27 protein-coding genes and 2 pseudogenes are annotated in these 23157 nt (G+C 41.9%); 19 read left to right on the forward strand and 10 right to left on the reverse strand.

The window, feature by feature from the left end; all coding sequences use genetic code 11:
* The first annotated feature begins 128 nt into the window (after window positions 1-128).
* Entirely contained in the window at window positions 129-1511 is a 1383-nt protein-coding gene (rlmD, locus tag AC0OMA_RS03885; RefSeq protein WP_474221924.1) for a 23S rRNA (uracil(1939)-C(5))-methyltransferase RlmD, read from the forward strand.
* 260 nt (window positions 1512-1771) lie between these two features.
* On the opposite strand, the gene AC0OMA_RS03890 is transcribed toward rlmD, so the two are convergent.
* The 10 genes and pseudogenes from AC0OMA_RS03890 to yeeF form a co-directional block, all read right to left on the reverse strand.
* A complete protein-coding gene (locus AC0OMA_RS03890) occupies window positions 1772-2743 on the reverse strand; it encodes a DpnII family type II restriction endonuclease (protein WP_474221925.1) in 972 nt (323 codons plus the stop codon).
* Between the two features lie 81 nt (window positions 2744-2824).
* Window positions 2825-4153 (reverse strand): DNA (cytosine-5-)-methyltransferase, encoded by a 1329-nt coding sequence (gene dcm, locus AC0OMA_RS03895; RefSeq protein WP_474221926.1) that lies wholly within the window; start codon window positions 4151-4153, stop codon window positions 2825-2827.
* Entirely contained in the window at window positions 4150-4437 is a 288-nt protein-coding gene (locus AC0OMA_RS03900; RefSeq protein WP_406621452.1) for a hypothetical protein, read from the reverse strand. The genes dcm and AC0OMA_RS03900 overlap by 4 nt, the downstream gene beginning before the upstream one ends.
* A gap of 372 nt (window positions 4438-4809) precedes the next feature.
* Window positions 4810-5172 (reverse strand): TIGR01741 family protein, encoded by a 363-nt coding sequence (locus AC0OMA_RS03905; RefSeq protein ID WP_474221927.1) that lies wholly within the window; start codon window positions 5170-5172, stop codon window positions 4810-4812.
* Between the two features lie 34 nt (window positions 5173-5206).
* A pseudogene (locus AC0OMA_RS03910) lies at window positions 5207-5664 on the reverse strand (immunity protein YezG family protein).
* 16 nt (window positions 5665-5680) lie between these two features.
* A pseudogene (locus tag AC0OMA_RS03915) lies at window positions 5681-6170 on the reverse strand (immunity protein YezG family protein).
* Window positions 6171-6192: 22 nt separating this feature from the next.
* The gene (locus AC0OMA_RS03920; protein ID WP_474221928.1) at window positions 6193-6735 is read right to left on the reverse strand and encodes a hypothetical protein; all 543 of its coding nucleotides are present in this window, start codon (window positions 6733-6735) and stop codon (window positions 6193-6195) included.
* A gap of 59 nt (window positions 6736-6794) precedes the next feature.
* Window positions 6795-7250 (reverse strand): antitoxin YezG family protein, encoded by a 456-nt coding sequence (locus AC0OMA_RS03925; RefSeq protein ID WP_474221929.1) that lies wholly within the window; start codon window positions 7248-7250, stop codon window positions 6795-6797.
* Window positions 7251-7263: 13 nt separating this feature from the next.
* On the reverse strand, window positions 7264-7749 hold the full coding sequence (yezG, locus tag AC0OMA_RS03930; protein ID WP_019713534.1) for an LXG family T7SS effector immunity protein YezG: 486 nt from the start codon (window positions 7747-7749) through the stop codon (window positions 7264-7266).
* Window positions 7750-7753: 4 nt separating this feature from the next.
* Window positions 7754-9763: an LXG family T7SS effector deoxyribonuclease toxin YeeF gene (gene yeeF / locus AC0OMA_RS03935; protein ID WP_474221930.1), complete on the reverse strand. Its 2010-nt coding sequence runs from the start codon at window positions 9761-9763 to the stop codon at window positions 7754-7756.
* Between the two features lie 166 nt (window positions 9764-9929).
* On the opposite strand from yeeF, the gene AC0OMA_RS03940 reads away from it, so the two are divergent.
* The 18 genes from AC0OMA_RS03940 to yesN all read left to right on the forward strand — a co-directional run bounded on the left by AC0OMA_RS03940 (window position 9930) and on the right by yesN (window position 23111).
* Window positions 9930-10268: a hypothetical protein gene (locus AC0OMA_RS03940; protein ID WP_029726615.1), complete on the forward strand. Its 339-nt coding sequence runs from the start codon at window positions 9930-9932 to the stop codon at window positions 10266-10268.
* Between the two features lie 12 nt (window positions 10269-10280).
* Window positions 10281-11201: a DUF5655 domain-containing protein gene (locus AC0OMA_RS03945; RefSeq protein ID WP_181218497.1), complete on the forward strand. Its 921-nt coding sequence runs from the start codon at window positions 10281-10283 to the stop codon at window positions 11199-11201.
* 105 nt (window positions 11202-11306) lie between these two features.
* Complete coding sequence (locus AC0OMA_RS03950; protein WP_072175463.1) at window positions 11307-12320, forward strand: hypothetical protein; 1014 nt, start codon at window positions 11307-11309, stop codon at window positions 12318-12320.
* A gap of 163 nt (window positions 12321-12483) precedes the next feature.
* Window positions 12484-13614 carry a response regulator aspartate phosphatase RapH gene (rapH, locus tag AC0OMA_RS03955; protein WP_047182232.1) on the forward strand — a complete coding sequence of 377 codons (1131 nt, stop codon included), beginning with the start codon at window positions 12484-12486 and terminating at the stop codon, window positions 13612-13614.
* Window positions 13604-13777 carry a phosphatase RapH inhibitor PhrH gene (gene phrH, locus AC0OMA_RS03960; protein WP_015482915.1) on the forward strand — a complete coding sequence of 58 codons (174 nt, stop codon included), beginning with the start codon at window positions 13604-13606 and terminating at the stop codon, window positions 13775-13777. Before rapH ends, phrH begins: the two co-directional genes overlap by 11 nt.
* Window positions 13778-13936: 159 nt before the next feature.
* Entirely contained in the window at window positions 13937-14656 is a 720-nt protein-coding gene (locus AC0OMA_RS03965; RefSeq protein WP_003242611.1) for a YebC/PmpR family DNA-binding transcriptional regulator, read from the forward strand.
* Between the two features lie 133 nt (window positions 14657-14789).
* Entirely contained in the window at window positions 14790-15248 is a 459-nt protein-coding gene (gene yeeK / locus AC0OMA_RS03970) for a spore coat protein YeeK (RefSeq protein WP_474221931.1), read from the forward strand.
* A gap of 113 nt (window positions 15249-15361) precedes the next feature.
* Window positions 15362-15946 carry a TetR/AcrR family transcriptional regulator gene (locus AC0OMA_RS03975; RefSeq protein WP_181218504.1) on the forward strand — a complete coding sequence of 195 codons (585 nt, stop codon included), beginning with the start codon at window positions 15362-15364 and terminating at the stop codon, window positions 15944-15946.
* 78 nt (window positions 15947-16024) lie between these two features.
* Window positions 16025-16471 (forward strand): nuclear transport factor 2 family protein, encoded by a 447-nt coding sequence (locus AC0OMA_RS03980; RefSeq protein WP_181218506.1) that lies wholly within the window; start codon window positions 16025-16027, stop codon window positions 16469-16471.
* Complete coding sequence (locus AC0OMA_RS03985) at window positions 16468-17313, forward strand: SDR family oxidoreductase (protein WP_474221932.1); 846 nt, start codon at window positions 16468-16470, stop codon at window positions 17311-17313. The genes AC0OMA_RS03980 and AC0OMA_RS03985 overlap by 4 nt, the downstream gene beginning before the upstream one ends.
* A 146-nt stretch (window positions 17314-17459) precedes the next feature.
* Window positions 17460-17708: a spore coat-associated protein CotJA gene (gene cotJA / locus AC0OMA_RS03990; protein ID WP_003219489.1), complete on the forward strand. Its 249-nt coding sequence runs from the start codon at window positions 17460-17462 to the stop codon at window positions 17706-17708.
* On the forward strand, window positions 17692-17955 hold the full coding sequence (gene cotJB / locus AC0OMA_RS03995) for a spore coat protein CotJB (RefSeq protein ID WP_003219491.1): 264 nt from the start codon (window positions 17692-17694) through the stop codon (window positions 17953-17955). Before cotJA ends, cotJB begins: the two co-directional genes overlap by 17 nt.
* Before the next feature lie 14 nt (window positions 17956-17969).
* Window positions 17970-18539: a spore coat protein CotJC gene (cotJC, locus tag AC0OMA_RS04000; RefSeq protein ID WP_003233850.1), complete on the forward strand. Its 570-nt coding sequence runs from the start codon at window positions 17970-17972 to the stop codon at window positions 18537-18539.
* 124 nt (window positions 18540-18663) lie between these two features.
* Complete coding sequence (locus tag AC0OMA_RS04005) at window positions 18664-19206, forward strand: GNAT family N-acetyltransferase (protein ID WP_014479097.1); 543 nt, start codon at window positions 18664-18666, stop codon at window positions 19204-19206.
* Window positions 19207-19228: 22 nt separating this feature from the next.
* On the forward strand, window positions 19229-19531 hold the full coding sequence (locus AC0OMA_RS04010) for a YesK-like family protein (protein ID WP_181218510.1): 303 nt from the start codon (window positions 19229-19231) through the stop codon (window positions 19529-19531).
* A 114-nt stretch (window positions 19532-19645) separates the two neighbouring features.
* On the forward strand, window positions 19646-20275 hold the full coding sequence (locus AC0OMA_RS04015; protein ID WP_181218513.1) for a YesL family protein: 630 nt from the start codon (window positions 19646-19648) through the stop codon (window positions 20273-20275).
* Window positions 20272-22005, forward strand: a complete 1734-nt coding sequence (yesM, locus tag AC0OMA_RS04020) for a two-component system sensor histidine kinase YesM (RefSeq protein ID WP_181218515.1) — start codon at window positions 20272-20274, stop codon at window positions 22003-22005. The genes AC0OMA_RS04015 and yesM overlap by 4 nt, the downstream gene beginning before the upstream one ends.
* Entirely contained in the window at window positions 22005-23111 is a 1107-nt protein-coding gene (gene yesN, locus AC0OMA_RS04025) for a two-component system response regulator YesN (RefSeq protein WP_327844138.1), read from the forward strand. Before yesM ends, yesN begins: the two co-directional genes overlap by 1 nt.
* Window positions 23112-23157 lie beyond the last annotated feature (46 nt).

The following is a 23157-nucleotide window of genomic DNA, read 5'->3' on the forward strand; positions in this document are numbered from 1 at the left end:
GCCGCTGGTCTTTTTACGTGAGCACCGAAGCACAGGACTGACAACGAATGCGAAGGTTTGCCTACACGCTGAAACTTGGCTTGAATAGGCCAAGTTTTTCTTTCGCTTAAAACTAGAGGTGATTATAGATGAAAATGAAACCCCCAGTAGAAAAAAACGAATACTATGACGTGACATTTGAGGATTTGACGCACGAAGGAGCGGGCGTCGCAAAGGTACAGGGATTCCCGATATTCGTGCCGAACGCCCTGCCGGAGGAAAAAGCCCAAATCAAAGTGACACGTGTAAAAAAAGGGTTCGCCTTCGGCCGCCTGATCGAGCTGAAGGAAGAAAGCCCGCATAGAACCGACGCTCCATGCCCGATTTACAAGCAATGCGGCGGCTGCCAGCTTCAGCACATGACCTACGAAGGCCAGCTCCTGTTTAAACAGAAGCAAGTCAAAGACGTCTTAGAACGCATCGGCAAGCTGGACCTTTCAAACGTCACCGTGCATCCGACACTCGGCATGGAAGACCCGTGGAACTACAGAAACAAAGCACAGGTGCCGGTAGGAGAACGGGAAGGCGGACTCGTCGCGGGATTCTATCAGCAAAGAAGCCATGACATCATCGACATGAGCGCCTGCCTGATCCAGCAATCCAAAAACGACGAAGCCGTCCAAGCTGTCAAAGACATTTGCGCAAACTATGGCATCAAAGCCTACAACGAAGAACGCCACAAAGGCTGGCTTCGCCACATCATGGTCAGATACGGTGTGGTAACGGGAGAAATGATGATCGTCTTCATCACAAGAACAAACGATTTCCCGCACAAAGCGAAGATCATCGAAGACATCACAGGGCAATTCCCGCACGTTAAATCAATCGTGCAAAACATCAACCCAAACAAAACAAACGTCATTTTTGGCAACGAAACAAACGTCATCTGGGGCGAAGAATACATCTACGACCTCATCGGAGACGTCAAATTCGCCATTTCCGCCAGATCGTTCTACCAGATCAACCCGGAGCAGACAAAAGTGCTCTACGACAAAGCGCTTGAGTACGCGGAGCTTCAAGGTGAAGAAACCGTCATCGACGCCTACTGCGGCATCGGAACGATTTCTCTATTTCTGGCGAAGCAGGCGAAAAAAGTGTACGGTGTAGAGATTGTGCCGGAGGCAATTGAGGACGCAAAGCGAAACGCAGAATTAAACGGCATCACAAACGCAGAATTTGCAGTCGGGGAAGCGGAAACCGTGATTCCAAAGTGGTATGAAGAAGGCATTACAGCTGATACGCTAGTCGTCGACCCACCAAGAAAAGGCTGCGACGAAGCCCTCCTACGCACGATTGTAGAGATGAAACCGAAGCGGGTTGTGTACGTGTCCTGTAATCCTGGCACGCTTGCGAGAGATTTGCGGGTGCTTGAGGATGGCGGGTATCAGACGCTCGAAGTGCAGCCTGTGGATATGTTTCCGCATACGAATCATGTGGAGTGTGTGGCGAACTTACTTCTAAAAATAATTTAGTGAGTTTTATACCTAAATAAATCAGGAAACTTTGCTTTATTCGTATATTAAATAAGTGTATATGAATAAAGCTCTTTCTATTAATTTTTCTAGCAGAGATATTAATTCTTAATTGTCGGATTGATATCTCTAATATTACAATTATACTTCTTGTATTGAATTAACTTCTGGTGAGTTCCTCCTTTATAGGATGACTTATCAAATTATTAAAAAAGGATTTCACAATTGAAATCCTAAAAGTGTAAAAATATATAGCTGATTTAATCAACTAGATCCGGTTTTGGAGCATTAAAATATATATCAGGAACATGTTTTATGATGATGGCTTCTAGCATATCAAGAGTATTTATATTTAAAACGTAGTCAGAACAATGAACCAATTTCTTCATATCACTTTGGCGCCCTAACCAACCACCACCTTCAATAAAGTTAACAAAGGCAATATCTTTTCCATGCTGTATATTATGGCGTCTAATCTCTTCCGAAGTTTTTACCTCAACCTCTCTTTTTGTAGTTTGTGCACTAGCGGTTGTAATTTGATAAGATACCTCAATAATTACATGAGGGTCTTCTTTGCTGGGTACACAGAAGTCCATATTTCTGGCAATCCAACTAACAAACTTCTCTCTTTCGTATGTTACCCCATACTTGGCTTTTATCATGTTTAATCGATTTTCAATTAAGTTCTCTACGTGATCCCCAACGTCATTGTTATACTTGCCGTCACGTTTTTGTTTAACTAATCTTTTAAGTCTTGTTTTATCGGATAATTGTCCTAAAGCGGTATCATCTAAAACTAAATTATCTAAATAGAATTTTGGAATAGATTCAGTAAACTCTTCATCAGTAGCACCGTTTAATAACAACCTGCTAATTTTGTTAGCATAGGACTTATTTGATAATATTTTTGTTCTTATTTGTTTTAAATTCCATTCACTATTAAAATTATCACCTTCATTCATACGAAACATAGAGATAATCCTCATGAATTTTTGGGCAGAAAAACCTAATAAACTTAAAATATTTTCTAATGAGTCCTCATCGCTCTTTATGTATTCAAGCAGGCCTTCTTCAGTGCCTATTTGCTGCATTTTTTCATGTAACGTTTCTACAATAGTGTTGATTTCATCATCAACTTGGTTTTCATATGTATTGTTAACAAAAAATGGTGTATAAGTTCTTTTGAATTCATCAAAGTTTATTTTTATAGGTTTTTTTATCTGTTCATTCATACTAATTCCCCCTTTTATAAAGACATTATAGTCTTTTAAGGGGAATTAGTCCAAACAATTCCATTTGAAGGTGGATTTTAATTAAAAAGAAGGTGTAACCAACTGGTTAGAGATATAAGAATTACATAATTTATTACAAATGGCTTTCACTACAGGTACTGAAACTGTATTTCCTAGAAGGTCGAAACCTTCTTCTTCACTTACATCAAAAATAAAATTTTCTGGAAAACCAAATAGTTTTAAGCCTTCCTGCAAAGTTAATTTTCTCAGACCATTACCGTCCACAATTCCAAGTCTTGAAACATCAGTTGCAACAAGTGTAGGAGCTAAATCATGTGGATCTAGTATTTTATTGAACTCAAAACTTAACTTTCCGGTTACAATATTGTAACCTTTCTCTATGTTAGGATCGGGTTTACGAACTTTAACCAAACTACCATCTTCACGAAATTCTTCGACTAAGGATTTTGGATGTTCGAATTTTAAGTATCCCTTTTCAACTAAGTCTTCGAGTATTTCTTCCAAATTATTATGAGGATAGAAAGTTTGAATTTCATCTAATGTTAGTGGCATACCATCCATCCAATCCATCTTCTTTTTTTCAGCCCAATGTTTTTTTCTTCTTTCTTTAAGAAGTTTTTCAAGAAGTTGTTTTTGTTCAGTTGTAACTTCACCTTTTAATCCTATATCCCAACTATGAATATTGTTTTTTCCACCACGTTTATCTTTGATTGATTTACCATAAAGTTCTTCAGGTTTATATTTTTCAAGTAGTTTTTTGGTAAAATCACTTTCTATAGTAGGTAAGCCTTTTAGTAAAATGTTTTGTAGCGTACTTGATTTTACTTCAAAGCCTTCAAGAGGTATTTCGTCAACCCTAGTTCCCGCAATAAAGATTCTTTTACGGGATTGCGGAAGACCAAAATCTTTGGAATCCAAAACCTTCCAAGTGGTTTTGTATCCTAAGTCCTCTAATACTCTCAGTATAGTAGCCAGTGTTTTGCCTATAGGATCTTTTTTACTTTCTAAGTCATGTTTTACTAAACCTTCTACGTTTTCTAATAAGAAACCATAGGGTCTCCTTGCTTCAAGGATACGTTGAATCTCAAAAAATAAGGTTCCTCTGGTATCTGCAAAACCAAGTCTTTTACCACCTGAACTAAATGGTTGACATGGAAACCCAGCTAATAAAAAATCAAATTCTGGTATTTCTTCTAGATTAGTTTTGGTAATGTCACCTCCAAATTTTTTATGAGGGAAGTTATCTTTTAAAACTTTAATAGCTGATTTTTTAATCTCTGATGTATAAACACATTCAGTTTTAATGTTGTTTTGAAAAAACGCTTGTTCAAATCCTAATCTTAAACCACCTATTCCAGCAAATAAGTCAATAAACTTTAAGTTATTCATTTAATTACCTCAACCTCTTTTTCATATTGTTTTTCATTTTTAATACTGTCAATTAATTTTAGTAACTCTGTATGAACTTTAATGAAATCATTACTGTTTACTGGGTATGAAGGACTCTTTCTACCAGAAACCTTTCCATCATAAACCATCTGAATTTTGTACACAGGAACAAACGTACCATTCCAATTCTCGACACCTACCCCAATTCTATACTGTGTGTTAGGAGGGTGAGGATGACAAGCATCAACATAAGAAAATTTTTCAGGAAAAAAAGTCATAGTCATAAGTAATCCTCCCTTAAGATATAAAGTAGTCTATTGTTTCTTTTTTTGAGTAGTCTATAGATGTCTATAACAAATATAGATGTTTAGTATTTTTATTGTCAATCAAAATTCAGAAGTTGTTATCTTATTTTAAAAATGTTTTTGTTTAAAAGTTAATTTAGTCTAGACTTGTTCATTATTTACTTCAAACCATCTCTCAATTGCTCAACAACTCATATAAGCCAAAGTAATTCGAATTTGATTTCTCACATTTTGGGATATTAAAGTAAATGAATATAATTCATCTATTTTTTAGCTTCCCATCTTTTTTACTCTGCTCGATGCCTATAAATCAAAAATAGCCCAGCAGTAAAAAGCTGAGCTATTTTTGAATTAAAGACCGAAGTAGTTTATTACAAACTGTTTATCATCCTCAACTTCAGGCAATATTCCTAAATTTTTATATTCCCATACTACTTGTCGTTGAGTACCGTTTAAGTCTGAGGCAATGACATCGGTGTAATCATAATCTATTGAAAATTTCCCGCTTCGTTCTAAATGTAAAGTGAGGTTTGTCCATAAGCCTTCATTGTTTGTTTTAAATTTTTTTCGTAACTTTGCGAAATAATCATGCAATTCATATAGAAGTTCGTCATTAAAATGTTCAGGAATATCGTGCTCCCATTCAGAGGGGATAATTTCATTTATTTGCTCAGCGATTTTTTGATATACTTCGCTCATTTTTTGAGTTTCCATTCGATTAACCTCTAACTCTGATTCGATGATTGCATTAGTTTATGTTTAGATATTCATTAACAAATTCTTTATCCTCTTCGTCTTCAGGGAAAATACCCAAGTTATTGTACTCCCAAATCATTTGTCTTTGGTATTCGTCCAATGTAGATTCAATAACATCTTCATAATCATAATCAATTGAGAACGTTCCATTGCTTTCAAGATTCAGTGTCAAATTTGTCCATGCTTCAGGATTATTTTCTTTAAACTCATTGTGTAACTGTTTAAATAACTCTTGAAGATCTATGAATAGCTCGGTATAAATTTTCTGACTTGAAATTGTTCTGGAATGTAGTGAGAGTATATATATTCATCGTTTTCTGGTGTTTGAAAGAAAAAATACACTTCTCTGGAACCGTCTAGTATTTCTGCATAAAGAACAATTTTACTCCAATCAGCAGGAATTATTTTTCCTATGACATCAGTTATTTGTAGATAAGTTTTTTCTAACATCATTATCTCAACTTTATTAAATTGGATTTTCAGGATATTCTTCTAAATATTTTTTTATTAATTTTTGTAATGATGGATCCTTAGGTTCTTCCCCTAAATATTTAAATTTCCAGATGATAAGCTGATCACTGAAACTATAATCTGTCTTAAACCAATCTGTATAATCAAAGTGGACAGTTAATTTTCCTGATCTTTCTAGGCTAAGAGTGAAGGAGTAAAATAATTCTTGATCATGATCTTTGAAAACATCTCTCATTTTTTCTCTTAGTTTAAATAATTCCATCTCATACTGATCGAATACATTTTCGTCAATATCAAATTCAAACGGAATTTCAAGACTGTACTTAAAATGATTAGGTTCATTTTGAGAATTATAAAAAAAAGTAAGTGCCTCCGCCTGTCTCTGAAACCTGAGCATAGAACAAAAATTTCTCCCATGGTTCTGGTATCATTTCGTTAACGGTTTCAGCTATGCTTCTATATAATGCATTTAATTCATTTTTCAAAAAGAATCAACCTCCGGCATTGCTACTCTAGCCAAAGCTCTAGCAAATCATGAAATAATGCCAGTTCTACCGTGACTTGGAGACCGAATAAAGGCTCTGGTTTTATATCAAGATCACAAATGACTTCGTTCATTTCTTGGTAAGTTAGAGGGTTGTATCCCATTTCTTTTAAGATTTGATTCAGTTTTGTGTCTAGTTTCTGTTGAAGCATAGAATAAGATTGTGTACTGAAACCGTCTAACACGGGAGTTGCTCTTTCGGGATCAACATTTTCTATTGTGAATTGGTGCTGCAGGTAATAAACAGGAGCCAGTTTTGAAATTATAAGTTTACTGGTATAGTTTACATGAAACTCATTCTTCTCATATTTAGGAAATTCAAACTGAAAGGCAGCTGAAGGCCATATTTCACCCATGCTTATATTCTCAAATTGTATCTTCATTGTTTTTACAAATGACTTTATTTCTTTTGGTAGTGTTATAGGTTGTTTGCATAATGATAGATAATTGTCTTGGGAAGGGTCTGCATCATTATGGAGTTTATTATTTTTAATCAACATATCCATATAGAACCTCTAAATTTATAAAATATAACCCAGCCGAAAGGAGCTGGGCCATTATTTATTTATAGATTAAAGTAGTTTATTACAAATTTTTTGTCTTCCTTATCTTCAGGCAAGATACCTAAATTCTTATATTCCCATACTACTTGCCGTTGTGTTCCGTTTAAGTCTGAGGCAATGACATCGGTGTAATAGTAGTCTATTGAGAATTTGCCGATATTCTCTAGTTTAAGCGTTAAATTAGTCCAAATATCTTGGTTGTTTGCTTTAAATTCTTCTCTTAACTCCTCGAATAATTCTTGAAGTTCAATTAATAAACTCACATATATTTTTTTACTAACATCGAATTGTTTCGGTATATCATGAGAATAGATATATTCTTCACTTTGCGGTGTATTGAAGAAAAAGTAAACTTCTGATGAATCATCTAATATTTCCGCATAAAGAACGATTTTTGTCCATTCAGATGGAATCATTTCATTAAGTTGTTCTGCTATTTGTTGATATAACTGTCCCATATTAGAAATTAATTTAAATTTTTCCTTCGTTAGTCTTGATATAATCCTCTAAAAAGTCTCTTACCGTTTTCCTTTTTGGCATTAAACCTAGATTTTTATACACCCAAACAGCCTTTCTTTGAGATCCATTTAGCTCTGAAGCAATTACATCTTCATAATTATAATCTATAGAAAACTGGCCTGTCCTATCTAGTTTCAAAGTCAAGTTCGTCCAAGTTTCTGGATTATTTTCCTTGTATTCTTCGCGTAATTCTTCGAATGATTCTTGAAGTTCGATTAATAAATCATCATAAATATCTTCGCTTACATTAAAATATTCTGGAATGTTATGTGAGTATAAGAATTCATTCTCGCCCGGTATATTAAAATAAAAATACACTTCCGAAGAGTCGTCTAATATTTCAGCGTAAAGATATACGTTTTCCCATTCAGAGGGAATGATTTCATTTATCTGATTTGCTATTCTTTGATATAAGTCACCCATTTTTGGTGTTTCCATGATCTCAACCTCCGGATTGATTCTTTAATGTTACTTTTTCGAAATCAGCATCTCCAATTCTGTACTTAACGATGAATTTGTCTGGTCTTAGTGAATCACCTTTATATATGGCTTTTATATTAACGTTAACTTTTTGCGGTGGTTCTTCTTTAAGAGCCTTTGCCCATTCTTGCTCCATTTCATACCATCTGCCGCCACTCCTATTAATCTGAGAATTCATCGGCACGATATTGTCGAACTGGCCTGAGCCTTTGAATTGGGTGGCGATTAAATGGCCGCCGTCATCGTCAGGCTTTCGGTCTTGGGGCTTTCCAGCATTCGTCTGTGCATATTGGTTTCGTTTTGCTTCTCCCAGCTGTAAGTCTGCTTTGACACTTGTAATTCTACCATAGTTGTCAGTCGTGTACGTGTAGCCTTCTTTTGTTTTGTAGATGATATTAGGCTTCAGTACTTTCTTTCTGCTCCATCTTGCGAAATGCTCGCCGTATTTGACTGTTACCGGCGGTACATGTGGCGCTGGAGTTCGTCTTCCGCTTGATGACGTTCCGTATGGTTTCGGAAGGATGACCTTGGCGAATTTCTGAAGTCCCTCTTTAAGTGTGACCCCGTTGACTGCGTTATAAGGAACGCCCGCCGGCACTAAGTCGTGACGCGGATGATACGGGAGAATATCAGCTAGAGTGAGATTTCCGATTTGATTTAACTTGGTTTTGACGTGTTTTTTTGATACTTCAATGCCTGTGTTTACTTTTTGTTTGATGTGATCAACGGTTTGTTTTGAGACTGTTATGGCTTTTTGGGCTGTTGCTGATTTGCTTGCTGCTGTTTTGACTTTGGTCGTCACTTTGGCGGCTGTGCCAGTTTTTGAGACGGCTCCTACGCCTTTTGTGCCGACAATTGATGTGACAACAGTGCCAACCGCATATGACACCCATCTTGCTCTTGAGTAGGTGTCACCATTCACCATGTCTTTTTGATACGATTCTTCGATTGCCGCTGAAATGGCTTCATACGTTTTGATCGGGTGAGCCATCGCTCCGGTAATCGCTTCAACGGTTCCGCTCGGATCTGTGACCATATCCCATAGTCCTACGACCGCGTCTTTCCCGGAATCATAAAGGCCGACGGCGACCCCTTTGAAGCCTGCTTCAAGCTCACGCGTGTTTTCAATCTGTGTGAGGTATCTCTGTTGTTCAGCTGTCAGATTTTCATAGCCGATCGTTTTTGCCATTTCGTAGAATTCATCGGCATCCGCATAATCATAGTTTTTCAGTCTTTCTTTCAGTTTTTCAATCTCGCGTTCCTTCGCTTCCTCTTTCTTAATCTTCAAGTAAGCCTCAGTCCGCTTTTCAATGTCGCCTTTTTTCTTATGTATGTCACTCTCACGGTACGCTTTGGCGTTGTAGTGGATGGGTGTGGCGTTTTTGCCTTTGCCCGTTGCTTCTTGGAGCTTTTGGAAGTCGGACTTGATGAATTGTTCGTTTGGTTCTGACAGGGCGTATTCTGTCTTCAGGTCTTCGTCCAAGGCGTCCAATTTTTCCAGTGTTTTTTTGCGTTTGTCGTTGGCATCGGCCAGCTCGTCTTTGAAGGTTTCTGTTGAAAACAGGTCGAGCGGGAGGATGTCGTCGATATCGTTCAGGATGTCTTTCATCGCTTTTTTCTGTTCGGACATGATGGATTTTGATTTTTTATTGGCATTTGCCAGTTCGTGCTCCAGGAAGGATTCTTCGATGTATGCGTCAGAGAGGGCTTTGTCCTCCGCGGCTCCGGCGATGCTATTGAAAAATGCGATTTTCATGTCGATGTAGTCGATCCATTGGTCGGTGACGCCGACGTGGTCGTGATAGAAGGCTTTGATGTTGCTGGCGCCTTTTCCTGAAAATTCGCTGTCACTGAGATCAGCGACACTTTTTAACGCTTTTCTCAAGTTGACCATTTGCGTTCTTAGTTCTTTGTACTCTTTTGCACGGTCTGTCGCTTCCGAAAGCAGTGTTTTCGCTTCAAATACTTTCATGACCATTTCCCTTCTTTTGTTCACTCAATATCAAAATTTTACCACGGGGCGGGATGAGGGTGGGGGTGAGAACGTGTTTTGGTGGAAAAATGAGTCATTTGGCATGTGTCTAAGTGCATGGTTTTGATAAGATGATGATAGATCAATAAAAAGGGGAAGAGCTCATTTGGATAAAGACTTCTTAATCATAAAGATCAAGGATATTCAAAAAGGTGACACGCTAACGAACCGCGCTTGCGGGAACTGGGATATGAAATTGTCCAGAGCAAAGGAATGTAAACGGGCAATTGTTGTTCGGAGCGGTGTGATTTTAAATGTTTACAAGATCGTTGACGCTTGGGAATCTGAAGAACCCGCCAAGATCACTAAAACGAATAATAGAGTCCGGTTTCAATTGGCAGAGTGCCGTGACTATTCTTATTTAATTGGAAGTACACTGAAAACAAAAACGCAAAATCCGGTTTCGAGTCTATCCTTAGAAACCTTAATGGAACTAGTAAAATAAAAGGAGCCCAGCATGTATCTCTATAAAGTAAACAACCAAAATCAGCTAGAAGATATTCGCGAGAAACCGTTTAAAAAAGAAAAAGAGATTCAGGATTTATGTGAAGCCAATCTTCAGCAAATGTTGGGGCTAGGGTTTGTGAAATCTGAATTCAGAATCAGTAATTTCCGCATTGATACGTTAGCGTTTGATGCTGAGACGAAATCTTTTGTGATTATCGAGTATAAAAATACGAAAAACTTCAGTGTTGTTGATCAGGGCTACGCCTACTTAGCGGCAATGCTCAATCATAAAGCAGATTTCATTCTTGAGTACAATGAAAATCATGATCTTCCGTTAAAGCGGGATGATGTAGACTGGTCGCAGTCGAAGGTCATTTTTATCTCACCTGTATTTACGGTGTATCAAAAGCAATCGATCCATTTTAAAGATCTGCCAATTGAATTGTGGGAGATTAAAAGATACGAAAATGATCTGATCCAGTTGAATCAAATGAAGGCTGATGGCGTCTCCGAGTCGATTAAGACCATTTCACGGCAAAGTGAGACCATTCAAGAGGTCAGCAAAGAAATTAAAGTGTTTTCTGAAGAGGATCATCTTGCAGATAAACCGTTTGACATCATAGAGCTTTATCAGCAGCTAAAGGAATTCATTTTTAATTTAGACGATCATATTTCAATCAAACCGACAAAGCTTTATATTGCGTTTACATCAAATAAGCGAAATTTCACTGACATTCTTCTTTTAAAAAGCGGACTTAAGCTGTGGGTGAATATGAAAAAGGGAGAATTGCATGATCCCGAGGACAGAATGCGCGATGTCTCTGAGACCGGCCACTGGGGAAATGGCGACTATGAGATTTTCATAAAAGATGATGAACACATTGAATATATCATGGGATTGATCAAACAATCCTATGAGAAAAATAAGTGAGAACTTCCATTGAGAAGTTCTTTTTTTTATTGGGTTACAAGGGATATGTACAGGGCATGTTGAAAACGATATAGAGTTTCGGACCATATATTGGGAGTTGTTTATATGAAGAAGCGTTTTATATTATTGGGTTTGTTCGCAAGTGTTTTTATGTTGGCTGTCTATATTTCCTTTCAAAATAAGAATACGCATCCTGTCCAATCTCCCGTCATCCACCCCGAAGAAGACCGGATCTTTTTTATCTACTCCAATCTTTTCATAAAAGAAAGCGTGCTGCTTTCAACCTCAACAGGCGAACGGTTTAACAGGCGTACGTTTAAGGTGGCGGATGTTCCTTATATTCAAATGAAGTCATACAAATCCACAGACCTTGTATTATTGGCGGAACACGAGCCTTTTTACTACACGCTGGAGAAGGATGCGATCAAAGAGCATCCGCTTTCAGATCCATTTGCGTTTTGGCATGAGGGGAAGGATGTGTCTGTTAAGGCCTATAATGTTGATACGACGGGGAATGAGATCCGCATAAATGATAAAAAAATGAAGAAGGAATATACCCTTACCTTGCCTTCGCTTGTCACGATGGGGGCCAGTGATGAGAACTATATTTATATCATTCAAAGCATGGCTATTTACGTGATTGACAGAAAAACAGAGGAAATGATTGAGACCCTGAGCTTAGCCTCATACGCTGATCAATTCGCAGACTCGAAGGAATTTATTGTTGCGAGCTCGGAGCATGAATTGACTGTGATTGAAAAAGGGACATGGAAGGCGACATATATTGCGTATCCTGAAGATCTTGAATATGCAGATACTGTGTATTATGACAAAGAAAGCGGCAGTTTTTACGTTACGTACGAGGACAAAAAGGGTGAGGCGAACTTGCTGGAGTATGGGAAGGAATTTTCTTTTCATACATATAGTTTGAATTTCCCTTATATGGAAGCAAAGTTTAAGGGGAATCTATTGTATATAGTTGCCCAGGAAGAGCATAAAAAGGGCATCGGCGGGTATGTGGGTGTGTTTGATATCCATTCTAAGAAGATGCTTTATCAGTTTGATTTGCCTGAGGAACAGGTGAAGGTGCAGGATTTTGTTGTGGTTGACAATAAGTGAATACGTATATGAAATAGAATGACAAAGACCCTTGCATAAAGGGTTCTTTTTTACGAAAAAAAACAAATTGACAGGATGAAAAAACAATTTCTTCCTTCTATATTGTTTTCAAAATTTGGGATTGATAGAATATGACATATCTCATAGAGAAGGAGGGAAGCCGTTGAGTCAAGCCATACCGTCTTCGCGTGTAGGTGTTAAGATTAATGAATGGTACAAGATGATTCGCCAGTTCAGTGTTCCGGATGCTGAGATTCTGAAAGCGGAGGTGGAGCAGGACATTCAGCAGATGGAAGAGGATCAGGATTTGCTGATCTATTATTCTCTGATGTGTTTTCGGCACCAGCTGATGCTTGATTATTTGGAGCCGGGACAAACATACGGGAATCGCCCTACAGTGACAGAGCTTCTTGAAACGATTGAGACCCCTCAGAAAAAACTCACAGGCCTTTTGAAATACTACTCTTTGTTTTTCCGCGGCATGTATGAATTTGACCAAAAAGAATATGTGGAAGCGATCGGGTATTATCGCGAGGCGGAGAAAGAACTGCCGTTTGTGTCAGATGAAATTGAGAAAGCGGAATTCCATTTTAAAGTGGCCGAAGCGTATTATCACATGAAGCAAACCCATGTGTCGATGCATCATATTCTTCAAGCCTTAGACATTTATCAAAAAAATCCCCTATACAGCATTAGAACGATACAAAGCTTGTTTGTGATCGCCGGCAACTATGATGATTTCAAACATTATGATAAAGCGCTCCCGCATTTAGAGGCGGCGCTAGATTTGGCAATGGACATTCAAAATGACAGGTTTATCGCCATTTCTCTATTGAACATCGCGAACAGCTATGACAGATCAGGAGACGATCAGATGGCTGTAGAACATTTCCAAAAAGCGGCGAAAGTAAGCAGAGAGAAAGTGCCTGATCTGCTTCCGAAAGTCTTGTTTGGGTTAAGCTGGACATTATGTAAAGCGGGCCAAACACAGAAGGCGTTTCAGTTCATAGAGGAAGGATTAGACCATATCACAGCACGTTCTCACAAATTTTATAAAGAATTGTTTCTGTTCTTGCAGGCCGTGTACAAGGAGACTGTTGACGAACGAAAAATTCATGATCTTTTAAGCTATTTCGAAAAAAAGAACCTGCACGCGTACATTGAAGCATGTGCCCGGAGTGCTGCCGCTGTTTTTGAAAGCAGCTGTCACTTTGAACAAGCTGCTGCGTTTTATCGGAAAGTGCTGAAAGCCCAAGAAGATATTCTAAAAGGAGAGTGTTTATATGCCTATTAAGAAAAAAGTGATGATGTGTCTGGCTGTTACTCTAGTTTTCGGAAGCATGTCGTTTCCATTCCTGACAAACTCCAGTGGATTTAAGGAATCAACAGATCGAAATACGACGTATATCGATCATTCCCCTTACAAACTTAGTGATCAGAAGAAAGCCCTTAGCTAGGGCTTTTTCTTGCTTTACGGAAGACGTTCCATTTTCCACATCGCGGCATTCCTTCTATTTCTAACGCAAGACACTCGAAACAACCAAACCATTTGAGGTATAATGGATAAAGTGAATAACAGTATTTAGATTGATATATATGAAAGAGAGTGGAACATCATGGGCCGTAAGTGGAACAATATTAAAGAGAAGAAGGCGTCTAAGGACGCAAATACGAGTCGAATTTATGCGAAGTTTGGCCGTGAGATTTATGTGGCGGCGAAACAGGGCGAGCCTGATCCGGAATCCAACCAGGCGCTGAAGGTTGTGCTTGAGCGTGCGAAGACTTACAGCGTGCCGAAAAACATCATTGAACGTGCGATCGAGAAGGCGAAGGGCGGAGCGGAAGAGAATTACGATGAGCTTCGTTATGAGGGCTTCGGGCCGAACGGATCAATGATTATCGTTGATGCGCTGACGAATAATGTAAACCGGACGGCGCCGGAAGTGCGTGCGGCGTTCGGGAAAAACGGCGGAAACATGGGTGTGAGCGGATCTGTTGCTTACATGTTTGACGCGACGGCTGTAATCGGTGTGGAAGGCAAAACTGCTGACGAAGCGCTTGAAATCCTGATGGAAGCGGATGTTGATGTACGTGACATTTTAGAAGAGGATGACAGCGCGATCGTGTATGCCGAGCCTGATCAATTCCATGCGGTGCAAGAGGCGTTTAAAAACGCGGGTGTCGAGGAATTTACAGTAGCGGAGCTGACAATGCTTGCGCAAAGTGAAGTAACGCTTCCGGATGATGCAAAGGAACAGTTTGAAAAATTGATTGATGCATTAGAAGATTTGGAAGATGTTCAGCAGGTATATCATAACGTTGATTTAGGCGAGTAAGGAGTGAGCAGGCTGTTATGGCCTGCTTTTTTTGTCCTGGAAATTGTTTTAGCTGTATGTAGGCGGCCGCCTATACGATCAGTAAGATATTCTCATACTCTGGACTGTAACCTATGTGAAGGAGAGAGTGAATATGACTGATACAAGACATATGTATGGCGGACCTGGTTGTGGTCATTATCAGGGCTTTGGTATTGGCCACCCGGGCTATGGCATGCAAAGCACAGGCCACCCGGGTTATGGCATGTATGGAGGCCACCCGGGCTTTGGCATGTATGGAGGCTACCCAGATCACGGCATACATGGAGGTGTCGGCGGCTATCCGGGATATGGAACGTACGGAGGATACGGAGGATCCGGCGGTTACCCAAGCGGCGGCTATGGAGGCTCTCCGGAAACTGTAAGTTATCCGAACATGCACCATGAAAATGATGGCCATCACCACTATTATCACCATCATCATGATGGAAAAGATAATCTTCATCACCATCATCACCATGTTGGAAAGGATAATCATCACCACCATCATGATGGTCATTATGGCCACCATCACCACCATATGGGCCACTGGGGAAAAGACGGATATAAATAAAGAAGATGATGATAAAAAGAGGACACTCTTGCAGATCAAGAGTGTTTTTCACCTTTTTTCTTGACTGTTCAGTCTGGAAACTGGTAACATTTGTTTCAGGAGGTGATTGTTTTTTGGGGAGGAATAAAGAATTTGATACGGCGCTTGTTCTTCACAGGGCGATAGAGGTCTTCGGAGAGTATGGCTACGAAGGAACGTCTCTTCAGGATCTGCTCTCTCATTTAGGCATTGCGCGCCAAAGTTTGTATGATACGTATGGCACGAAGCGTGATTTGTTTTTGTCAGCTGTGAAAACGTATCTTGAAGGGAAAAACACTGCCGTTATGGAAAGGCTTGAAGCGCCAGGATCTGTAAAGGAAGCCATTCGTGATATTTTTCAAGAAGGTGTCAATGCTTTGAGGGATCCTGAACGGGCGAAGGCGTGCTATATCATTAACAGTGCGATTGAACAGATTCCGCATGACCCTGAGCTTGCCCGGTATTTTGAAAGACAATCCAAGCAGCTTGAGGACGCTTTTTATCAGGCGCTTTTAAGGGCGAAGGATCAAGGAGAATTGAATGGCGAAGATCCTGATATATCTGCGCTCGCCCGGTACCTGAATCAGAGTAGGCTGTCACTGACATTTATTGCAAAAGTGACGGCAGATATTGATCGTCTTCAGGACCATGTTGACGTGAGTTTATCAGTGCTTGATTAACATGTGGTAAAGGATTCTTTGCCCATGTATGTACTTTTTGGACTGAATAGTCTAGAAATAAAAATGAGGTGATGATGAATGTTGATGAATGAGTTTGAAAAAGCATGTGAAACATTGAGAAAGTTTATGGCTTATATGCTTGAGAAGGACATGAAGAGCTGGACGGAGCTTTGGGATGAGAATGCTGTATTTGAGTTTCCTTATGCGCCGGAGGGATCACCAAAAAGAATAGAAGGAAAAGCGGCCATTTACAATTATATTAAGGATTATCCTAAGCAGATCCATCTTTCTTCATTTACCGCTCCGACAGTGTACCGTTCAGCAGATACGAATACGATGATTGCGGAGTTTCAATGTGACGGCCATGTGATTGAGACTGGGCTGCCTTATCGCCAAAGCTATATCAGTGTCATCGAAACGAGAGATGGCCGCATTGTGCGTTACAAGGATTATTGGAATCCGCTTGTTGTAAAAGAGGCCTTTGGAGGATCATTTTTGCAAACAGAGGAGAGTGGAAAACGATGAAACAGAATCCGATTTTAATTACAGGCGGGACCGGCACAACCGGCAGCCGCATCTGCAGCCGTTTAATAGAGCTGGGGCACAGGGTGCGTATTGCGAGCCGGAAAAAGGGCGCGCTTGCAAGTGCGGAGTATGTGTATTTTGATTGGAAGGATGCCTCCAGTTTTACGCCTGCTCTAGAACAGGTAAAACAGATCTATCTTGTTGCTCCGGTCGGTGTATTTGATCCGGCTCCCTATGTGCTCCCCTTTTTAAAGGAGGCAAAGCGTCTCGGTGCAAAGCGGGTAGTGATGCTAAGTGCGTCTGTTGTCCCTGAGAATGGTCCCGTGTTTGGCGCGCTTCATCAGGCAGTGTGCGAATTCCCTGAATGGACGGTGCTGCGGCCTTCATACTTTATGCAAAATTTCATCAATGTCCAGCATCGAATGTCGATTCAAACTGAGGGGCGCATCATCACGGCTTCGGGCGAGGGAAAGCTAGGATTCATTGATGCTGATGACATTGCAGAAACAGCCGTGCGTGCTTTGACTGATGCCGTCCCTCATCAGACACATCATATCCTGACAGGACCCGAGGCGCTGAGCTATGCCGAAGCGGCAGAGATGATCGGTGCAGCGGCAGGACGCCGGGTGGAGCATGTCAGCATTTCTCGTTCCGAGCTGCAGCATAAAATGGAGGCAGGAGGTTTGCCCGCGGATTATGCCCATTTTATGGCGAAGCTTGATGAGGCAATCAGCCATGGTGCGGAACATCGGGTAACGGATACAGTGAAGCGTGTGACGGGAATAGAACCTCGTTCGCTGTCAGAGTTTGCGGCTGCTCATGCTGCATATTGGAAACACTGACCTCATTTCGGACTGAATAGTCTAGAAAGACCTTCGGCTCTTCCGAAGGTCTTCTTATTGAAAAAGCTAAGCCGTGTTTCAGTCATAATCATGCCCCCTGCCTCATACCTATTAAGGTCATTGTTTTTGAGAAAGGAGGAGCCGGAATGAAGGATATGCAGCCGTTTACGCCTGTCAAATCATATACGCCCTTTCACAGCCGTTTTGATCCCTGTCCGCCTATAGGGAAGAAATATTACAGAACGCCCCCTAACCTTTATATGACCTTTCAGCCTGAGCACATGGAGCAGTTTTCGCCGATGGAGGCTTTGAGGAAAGGCACCCTTTGGAAGGATCTCTATGATTTTTATGAAAACCCTTATCGAGGGGGAGACGCACATGGCAAAAAAGGTTGATGCCGAATATTATCGTCAGCTAGAGCAAATACAGGCTGCTGATTTTGTGCTTGTTGAGCTGAGTCTTTATTTAAATACACATCCTCATGATGAAGATGCGCTGAAGCAATTCAATCAATATTCCGGCTATTCAAGGCACTTAAAAAGACAGTTCGAATCCTCTTACGGACCGCTTCTGCAGTTCGGCAACAGCCCCGCGGGCAAGGATTGGGATTGGGGAAAAGGGCCATGGCCGTGGCAAGTATAAGGAGGAATGCCTGAATGTGGGTGTATGAAAAGAAGCTGCAATACCCTGTCAAGGTCAGTACGTGCAACCCGACGCTGGCGAAGTATTTGATTGAGCAGTATGGCGGAGCGGACGGCGAGCTGGCCGCGGCTCTCCGGTATTTGAACCAGCGTTATACGATTCCTGATAAGGTCATCGGCCTTTTAACAGATATCGGCACGGAGGAGTTTGCCCATTTGGAAATGATTGCGACCATGGTCTATAAGTTAACGAAAGACGCCACACCGGAGCAACTGCGTGAAGCGGGGCTTGGCGATCATTACGTCAATCACGACAGCGCGCTTTTTTATCATAATGCGGCGGGCGTGCCGTTTACCGCGAGCTATATCCAAGCGAAGGGCGATCCGATTGCCGATTTATACGAAGATATTGCCGCAGAAGAAAAGGCGCGGGCGACGTATCAATGGCTGATTGATATTTCGGATGATCCTGATTTAAACGACTCCCTGCGTTTTTTGCGAGAGCGTGAAATCGTACACTCTATGCGCTTCAGAGAAGCGGTTGAAATTTTAAAAGAAGAACGGGATAAAAAGAAGATTTTCTAATAGGCAGATTGGCCTCTCTTTCATACACCCTTTTACATACAGAGAAAATGGTCTGTTTTTGCAGTTTGGTCTGCATTATAATCAAGGTGTGTGTGCAAGCTTACTTTTTGATTGGGAGGCCTTTATGTCAGCTTTTAAGATTGAGAACGAAACGATTGCAGATGGATTTTACGCGTGTCCGGCCGTCTATGAGGATGCAGAATCGATTACCGGGTTGCTCGTCCGAACAGCTGAATGGCTCCGGGATCGGGGTTCTAACCAATGGAGCGGACTTCTGAAAGGGCAAGATATACATGATATCACGGGGTCAATTGAAAAGGGACATGTGTTTGTGTTTAAAAAAGATGAAGAGCTTGCGGCTGTCGTGATGCTGCTGCCTGAACCGAGCGAGTGGGACCGGACGCTTTGGGGAGACGATGGGCATGAGGAGTCCATTTATTTGCATCGCCTCGCAGTAAGCCGCCGGTTTGCGGGACAGGGGCTTGGAGCCCGCGTCCTTCAGTGGGCGGAGACGGGCATACACTTTCCGGAAAAAACGCGGATACGGCTTGACTGTGTCGCTGATAGCGACGCCCTGCATTCCTTTTATCGGCGTATGGGATATGAATTCATGGGTGCTGATGCGTCCGGATATCATTTGTTTGAGAAAGAGATTACGGCAGAATAAGCGTCCTTTGCAGGGGGCTTTTTTGTCTTTTCTAAAAGGGAGGGCAGGCGATGTTGTGGCCAATTTTATTTGTGACAGGGTTGTGACGGCTTGTCTGTTTGCTGGCGTATCCGTTTTGATGCGGATGAGGTTTCCTGACAAAAGTCGGCCGGAATGGATGTTGGCCGGGCTGATCGTCCTTGGTATGTTTGCGATCTGGTACAGCCTCGTGTATGTACGCGGCTGGCAAGGGGCTGCGCTCGGAATGCTTGGATTCAATGTCATTTTCGGAGCCACTGCCGGATATTTGATCGATAAGGCCATCCGACGTTACAGGAAAGGATAAGGCTGCTGCTTTCTCTCATTATGTCGAAATTTTCACAGAACGGCAGGAATTTTCTTTCGAAAGGAGAAATACATATTACTTTAAAATGAAAGCGTTTTCCGAAGCGGGAAGGTGATGTTGATGATACACAGTGTGACAAATGGGCTGAATCGTTTTTGTACGTGGGTGATGAGACTGGCCTATTTGAATGTGCTTTGGATTTTGTTTTCTCTTGCAGGCCTGGTTGTGTTTGGGCTGATGCCCGCTACTGCCGCGATGTTTACAGTGGCGAGAGAATGGGCGAAGGGGAATACAGATGCCCCGGTGTTTTCTGTCTTTATTCGGGCGTTTAAAAAGGAATGGCGGGCATCACAGATCCTCGGGCTTATCGTTGTGACGGCTGCCCTGTTTCTGTTTGCGGATATGCGGATAGCGGCTCAGATGGACCAGCCTGTGCTCGTCAATGTATTCCTGAGCATTAGTTTGATTTTCGCGTTTGTTGTGCTGTATGTGTTCCCGGTGTTTTCTCATTTTGATGTAAAAATCAGAGAGGTGCTGAGCATCAGCTTTTTGATTGCTTTCAGCCGTCCGGCGGTGACGCTTTTGATGGCAGCGGGCGCTCTCGGTGTGCTTTGTCTCGTTCTGTTTCATGTCACGTTTCTATTGTTTTTCAGCGGGAGTTTACTCAGCCTGATCTTAACGAAGCTGTCCTTTAAAGCGTTTCGGTCAATGGATCAGCGGCAGGAGAAAGAAAAGGCGGCATGAAGAAAAGAGTTGCTGGCTGGTACAGGCGGATGAAGATTAAGGATAAGCTGTTTGTGTTTCTATCGTTGATTATGGCCGTATCCTTTCTGTTTGTATACAGCGGGGTCCAGTATGCCTTTCATGTGTATGATGAGCAGATTTACCGCAAGTCCTCGGAGGTGCTTCGCATGTCTTCTGAAAGGATCGAAGACGAGCTGAAGAAGATAGAGGATGTGTCATATGAAATCATTACAGACGAACAGATTCAGCGCATCCTGAGTATGCAAAATCGGGATGATACGTATGATCAATATCAAATGAAGCAGGAGCTTTGGGATCAGCTTGCGGGATATGCCAGTGATGAAAAGTACATCGATTCCATTCATTTGATTGATGCCCGCGGCTCAGAGTATTCAGCCGGAAGCAGTTCTTCAGATCTTTTGCAGCAGGAGCAGGAAGAGGTATTTAAGCGAGCGAAAGCGAAAAATGGAAGAAATCTTTGGATGACGCTCGGCGGGTCAGATCCTGTCCTGATTTCAGCACGGCAGATCAGGTCCTATCACCAGCTGAGTCTGAACGGCTTGGGCATGGTGCTGATCCAAGTCAATGTAAAACAAATGATTCGTGATGTGCCGAAGGATTGGGGCGATTCAGTCGGAGACATTATGATTGCTGACCAAGGCGGGAATTTGGTGTATACGGCACATGCATCAGCGCATGTTCCTGAGGCAGCAAAAGAGACGCTGAAGCACCCCGGTTATGACTTGATAAAAAAGAATGGCAAACGTTACTTTATTTCTTATCTTCAATCATCCTACCAAAATTGGAGCTACTATAACGTTATCCCCTTTGATCAGATGTTCGCGAAAATTTCCTTTATGAAAACAGTGATCGGCACATGCTTTCTCCTCTTTTTCTGTGTGGTTTTGCTTTTCGGAAGGAAAATCGCTAACAGTATCACGGAGCCGATTGAACAGCTTGTGACCGCGATGAAATCGGTACAGCACGGCGGCATTGAAGCGGGTGTGTCGCTTTCTCTGCCGGAACATACACAGGATGAGGCCGGCATGCTGAACCGCCATTTTACTGTCATGATGAAACGGATTAATGAGCTGATGGAAGAAAATGTGGAAAAACAGCTCATTATTAAAGAAACCGAATTGAAAGCACTGCAAGCCCAGATCAATCCGCATTTTTTATATAACACGCTCGAGTCCATCAATTGGCTGGCCAAGGCGAATCAGCAAAAGCAAATCTCAAAAATGGTGGAATCGCTCGGTTTTCTTCTGCGAAACAGCATACATATGAAAAAGGATATCGTGACCATTCAGGAGGAGGCGGACATTGTACGTCACTATATGACCATTCAGCGATTTCGATTTGAAGAGCGCCTGAATTTCACGTTGGATATTGACGATGAGGTGAAGCATTGCCTCATTCCGAAACTGACGCTCCAGCCGCTTGCGGAAAATGCGATTCAATACGCGCTTGAACCCTTTACAAGACCGTGCGCCATCCGGATTCAGGCGAAAAAGGCGAAGGAATGTGTCTGTATTACGGTCGAAGATAACGGCCCTGGCATGGATGGACGGATTCTTGAATCAACGGGCGGAAGAGGAATCGGACTTTGGAATATTCGCGAGCGCATCAGCCTGACATTCGGAGAGCCATACGGATTGCGGATTCATAGTGAGCATGGAAAGGGGACGAGGATTGTGATCACAATACCGTGCCAAAATGAGGTGGTGTGATGTATAAAATTCTGCTGGCTGATGATGAGAGGATTATCCTTGATGGAATGGCAGGAATCATTGAGTGGGAGTCGCTTGGCGCCTCATTGATCGGTAAAGCGCAGAACGGACATGAAGCATATGAAAAGATTGTACATAAGCAGCCGCATATCGTCATCACAGACGTCAAAATGCCCGGCATGGACGGGCTTGAGCTGATCAAAAAGGTGTCAGCCGTCAGCCCGTCGGTGCAATTTATCGTCCTGTCCGGGTTTGGAGAGTTTGAGTACGCAAAGGAAGCCATGAAATATGGGGTGAAGCATTATTTGCTGAAGCCCTGCAATGAACAGCAGATTATCAGCTCGCTGGAGGAAATCATTGCTGAGCTGAAGCGGCAAGATGTGCACAAAAAGAAAACAGCCCATCTGAAACACGAGCTGGACCATATCCGTTCCTTTGCAGCCGATCAATACTTGGAAGGCTTGATCGCCGGTGTGGCCCAGCTGTCTCCGCCGCCTTCACTTGCCGGAAAAAAGATCCGCCTCTTGATCTTAAAAGGGGAACAATCTATTGATGCCACAACCAGAGAGGCACTCGGATCGGCACTGACAGCGGTTTGCAGCAGCGGAGAATGGACAGTGCTCGCCGTAGAGGAGAACGCCGCTGAAAAGGCGGCGGAGGTTTTTGCGGACCGCAAGATGGCCATCAGTCAGGCGGGAGAACTCCGGCACGCGGGGCAGTTGTTTCGTGACACAGCTGAAGCGTCTGGTGACCTGCATGGGAGCGCAGTGATTTCAAAAATGATCAGGCTTATTGCCGACGAGCTCGGAAATCCGAATCTGTCCTTAAAATGGGCGGCGAAGGATATGCTGTTTATGAATCCTGATTATCTCGGGAAGTTATTTAAGCAGGAAACAGGCGAGAAATTTTCCCAATATGTTACACGAGTGCGTCTTGAACATGCGATGAAACAGATGAAAATGAGGCGGGATGCGAGTGTATCAGAAATTGCTGAAGAAATCGGGTTTGGCGATAATCCGAAGTATTTCAGTCTTGTTTTTAAAAAATATACCGGTCTGACACCGTCAGAATTCAGAAGAAAACAGGGAGGCGCTTCCGCAGGATAGCCATCTCTGTTTTTTTGACTTTCGCCACTGTTTTTTGAGTGTTTCG

Source organism: Bacillus sp. AMCV2, assembly GCF_056033925.1.

Coding starts and splice junctions, on each gene's coding strand:
- rlmD (WP_474221924.1), top strand. CDS start 129: ATGAAAATGAAACCCCCAGTAGAAAAAAACGAATACTATGACGTGACA.
- AC0OMA_RS03890 (WP_474221925.1), bottom strand. CDS start 2,743: ATGAATGAACAGATAAAAAAACCTATAAAAATAAACTTTGATGAATTC.
- dcm (WP_474221926.1), bottom strand. CDS start 4,153: ATGAATAACTTAAAGTTTATTGACTTATTTGCTGGAATAGGTGGTTTA.
- AC0OMA_RS03900 (WP_406621452.1), bottom strand. CDS start 4,437: ATGACTATGACTTTTTTTCCTGAAAAATTTTCTTATGTTGATGCTTGT.
- AC0OMA_RS03905 (WP_474221927.1), bottom strand. CDS start 5,172: ATGGAAACTCAAAAAATGAGCGAAGTATATCAAAAAATCGCTGAGCAA.
- AC0OMA_RS03920 (WP_474221928.1), bottom strand. CDS start 6,735: ATGGATATGTTGATTAAAAATAATAAACTCCATAATGATGCAGACCCT.
- AC0OMA_RS03925 (WP_474221929.1), bottom strand. CDS start 7,250: ATGGGACAGTTATATCAACAAATAGCAGAACAACTTAATGAAATGATT.
- yezG (WP_019713534.1), bottom strand. CDS start 7,749: ATGGAAACACCAAAAATGGGTGACTTATATCAAAGAATAGCAAATCAG.
- yeeF (WP_474221930.1), bottom strand. CDS start 9,763: ATGAAAGTATTTGAAGCGAAAACACTGCTTTCGGAAGCGACAGACCGT.
- AC0OMA_RS03945 (WP_181218497.1), top strand. CDS start 10,281: ATGTATCTCTATAAAGTAAACAACCAAAATCAGCTAGAAGATATTCGC.
- AC0OMA_RS03950 (WP_072175463.1), top strand. CDS start 11,307: ATGAAGAAGCGTTTTATATTATTGGGTTTGTTCGCAAGTGTTTTTATG.
- phrH (WP_015482915.1), top strand. CDS start 13,604: ATGCCTATTAAGAAAAAAGTGATGATGTGTCTGGCTGTTACTCTAGTT.
- AC0OMA_RS03965 (WP_003242611.1), top strand. CDS start 13,937: ATGGGCCGTAAGTGGAACAATATTAAAGAGAAGAAGGCGTCTAAGGAC.
- yeeK (WP_474221931.1), top strand. CDS start 14,790: ATGACTGATACAAGACATATGTATGGCGGACCTGGTTGTGGTCATTAT.
- AC0OMA_RS03980 (WP_181218506.1), top strand. CDS start 16,025: ATGTTGATGAATGAGTTTGAAAAAGCATGTGAAACATTGAGAAAGTTT.
- AC0OMA_RS03985 (WP_474221932.1), top strand. CDS start 16,468: ATGAAACAGAATCCGATTTTAATTACAGGCGGGACCGGCACAACCGGC.
- cotJA (WP_003219489.1), top strand. CDS start 17,460: ATGAAGGATATGCAGCCGTTTACGCCTGTCAAATCATATACGCCCTTT.
- cotJB (WP_003219491.1), top strand. CDS start 17,692: ATGGCAAAAAAGGTTGATGCCGAATATTATCGTCAGCTAGAGCAAATA.
- cotJC (WP_003233850.1), top strand. CDS start 17,970: ATGTGGGTGTATGAAAAGAAGCTGCAATACCCTGTCAAGGTCAGTACG.
- AC0OMA_RS04005 (WP_014479097.1), top strand. CDS start 18,664: ATGTCAGCTTTTAAGATTGAGAACGAAACGATTGCAGATGGATTTTAC.
- AC0OMA_RS04015 (WP_181218513.1), top strand. CDS start 19,646: ATGTTGATGATACACAGTGTGACAAATGGGCTGAATCGTTTTTGTACG.
- yesM (WP_181218515.1), top strand. CDS start 20,272: ATGAAGAAAAGAGTTGCTGGCTGGTACAGGCGGATGAAGATTAAGGAT.
- yesN (WP_327844138.1), top strand. CDS start 22,005: ATGTATAAAATTCTGCTGGCTGATGATGAGAGGATTATCCTTGATGGA.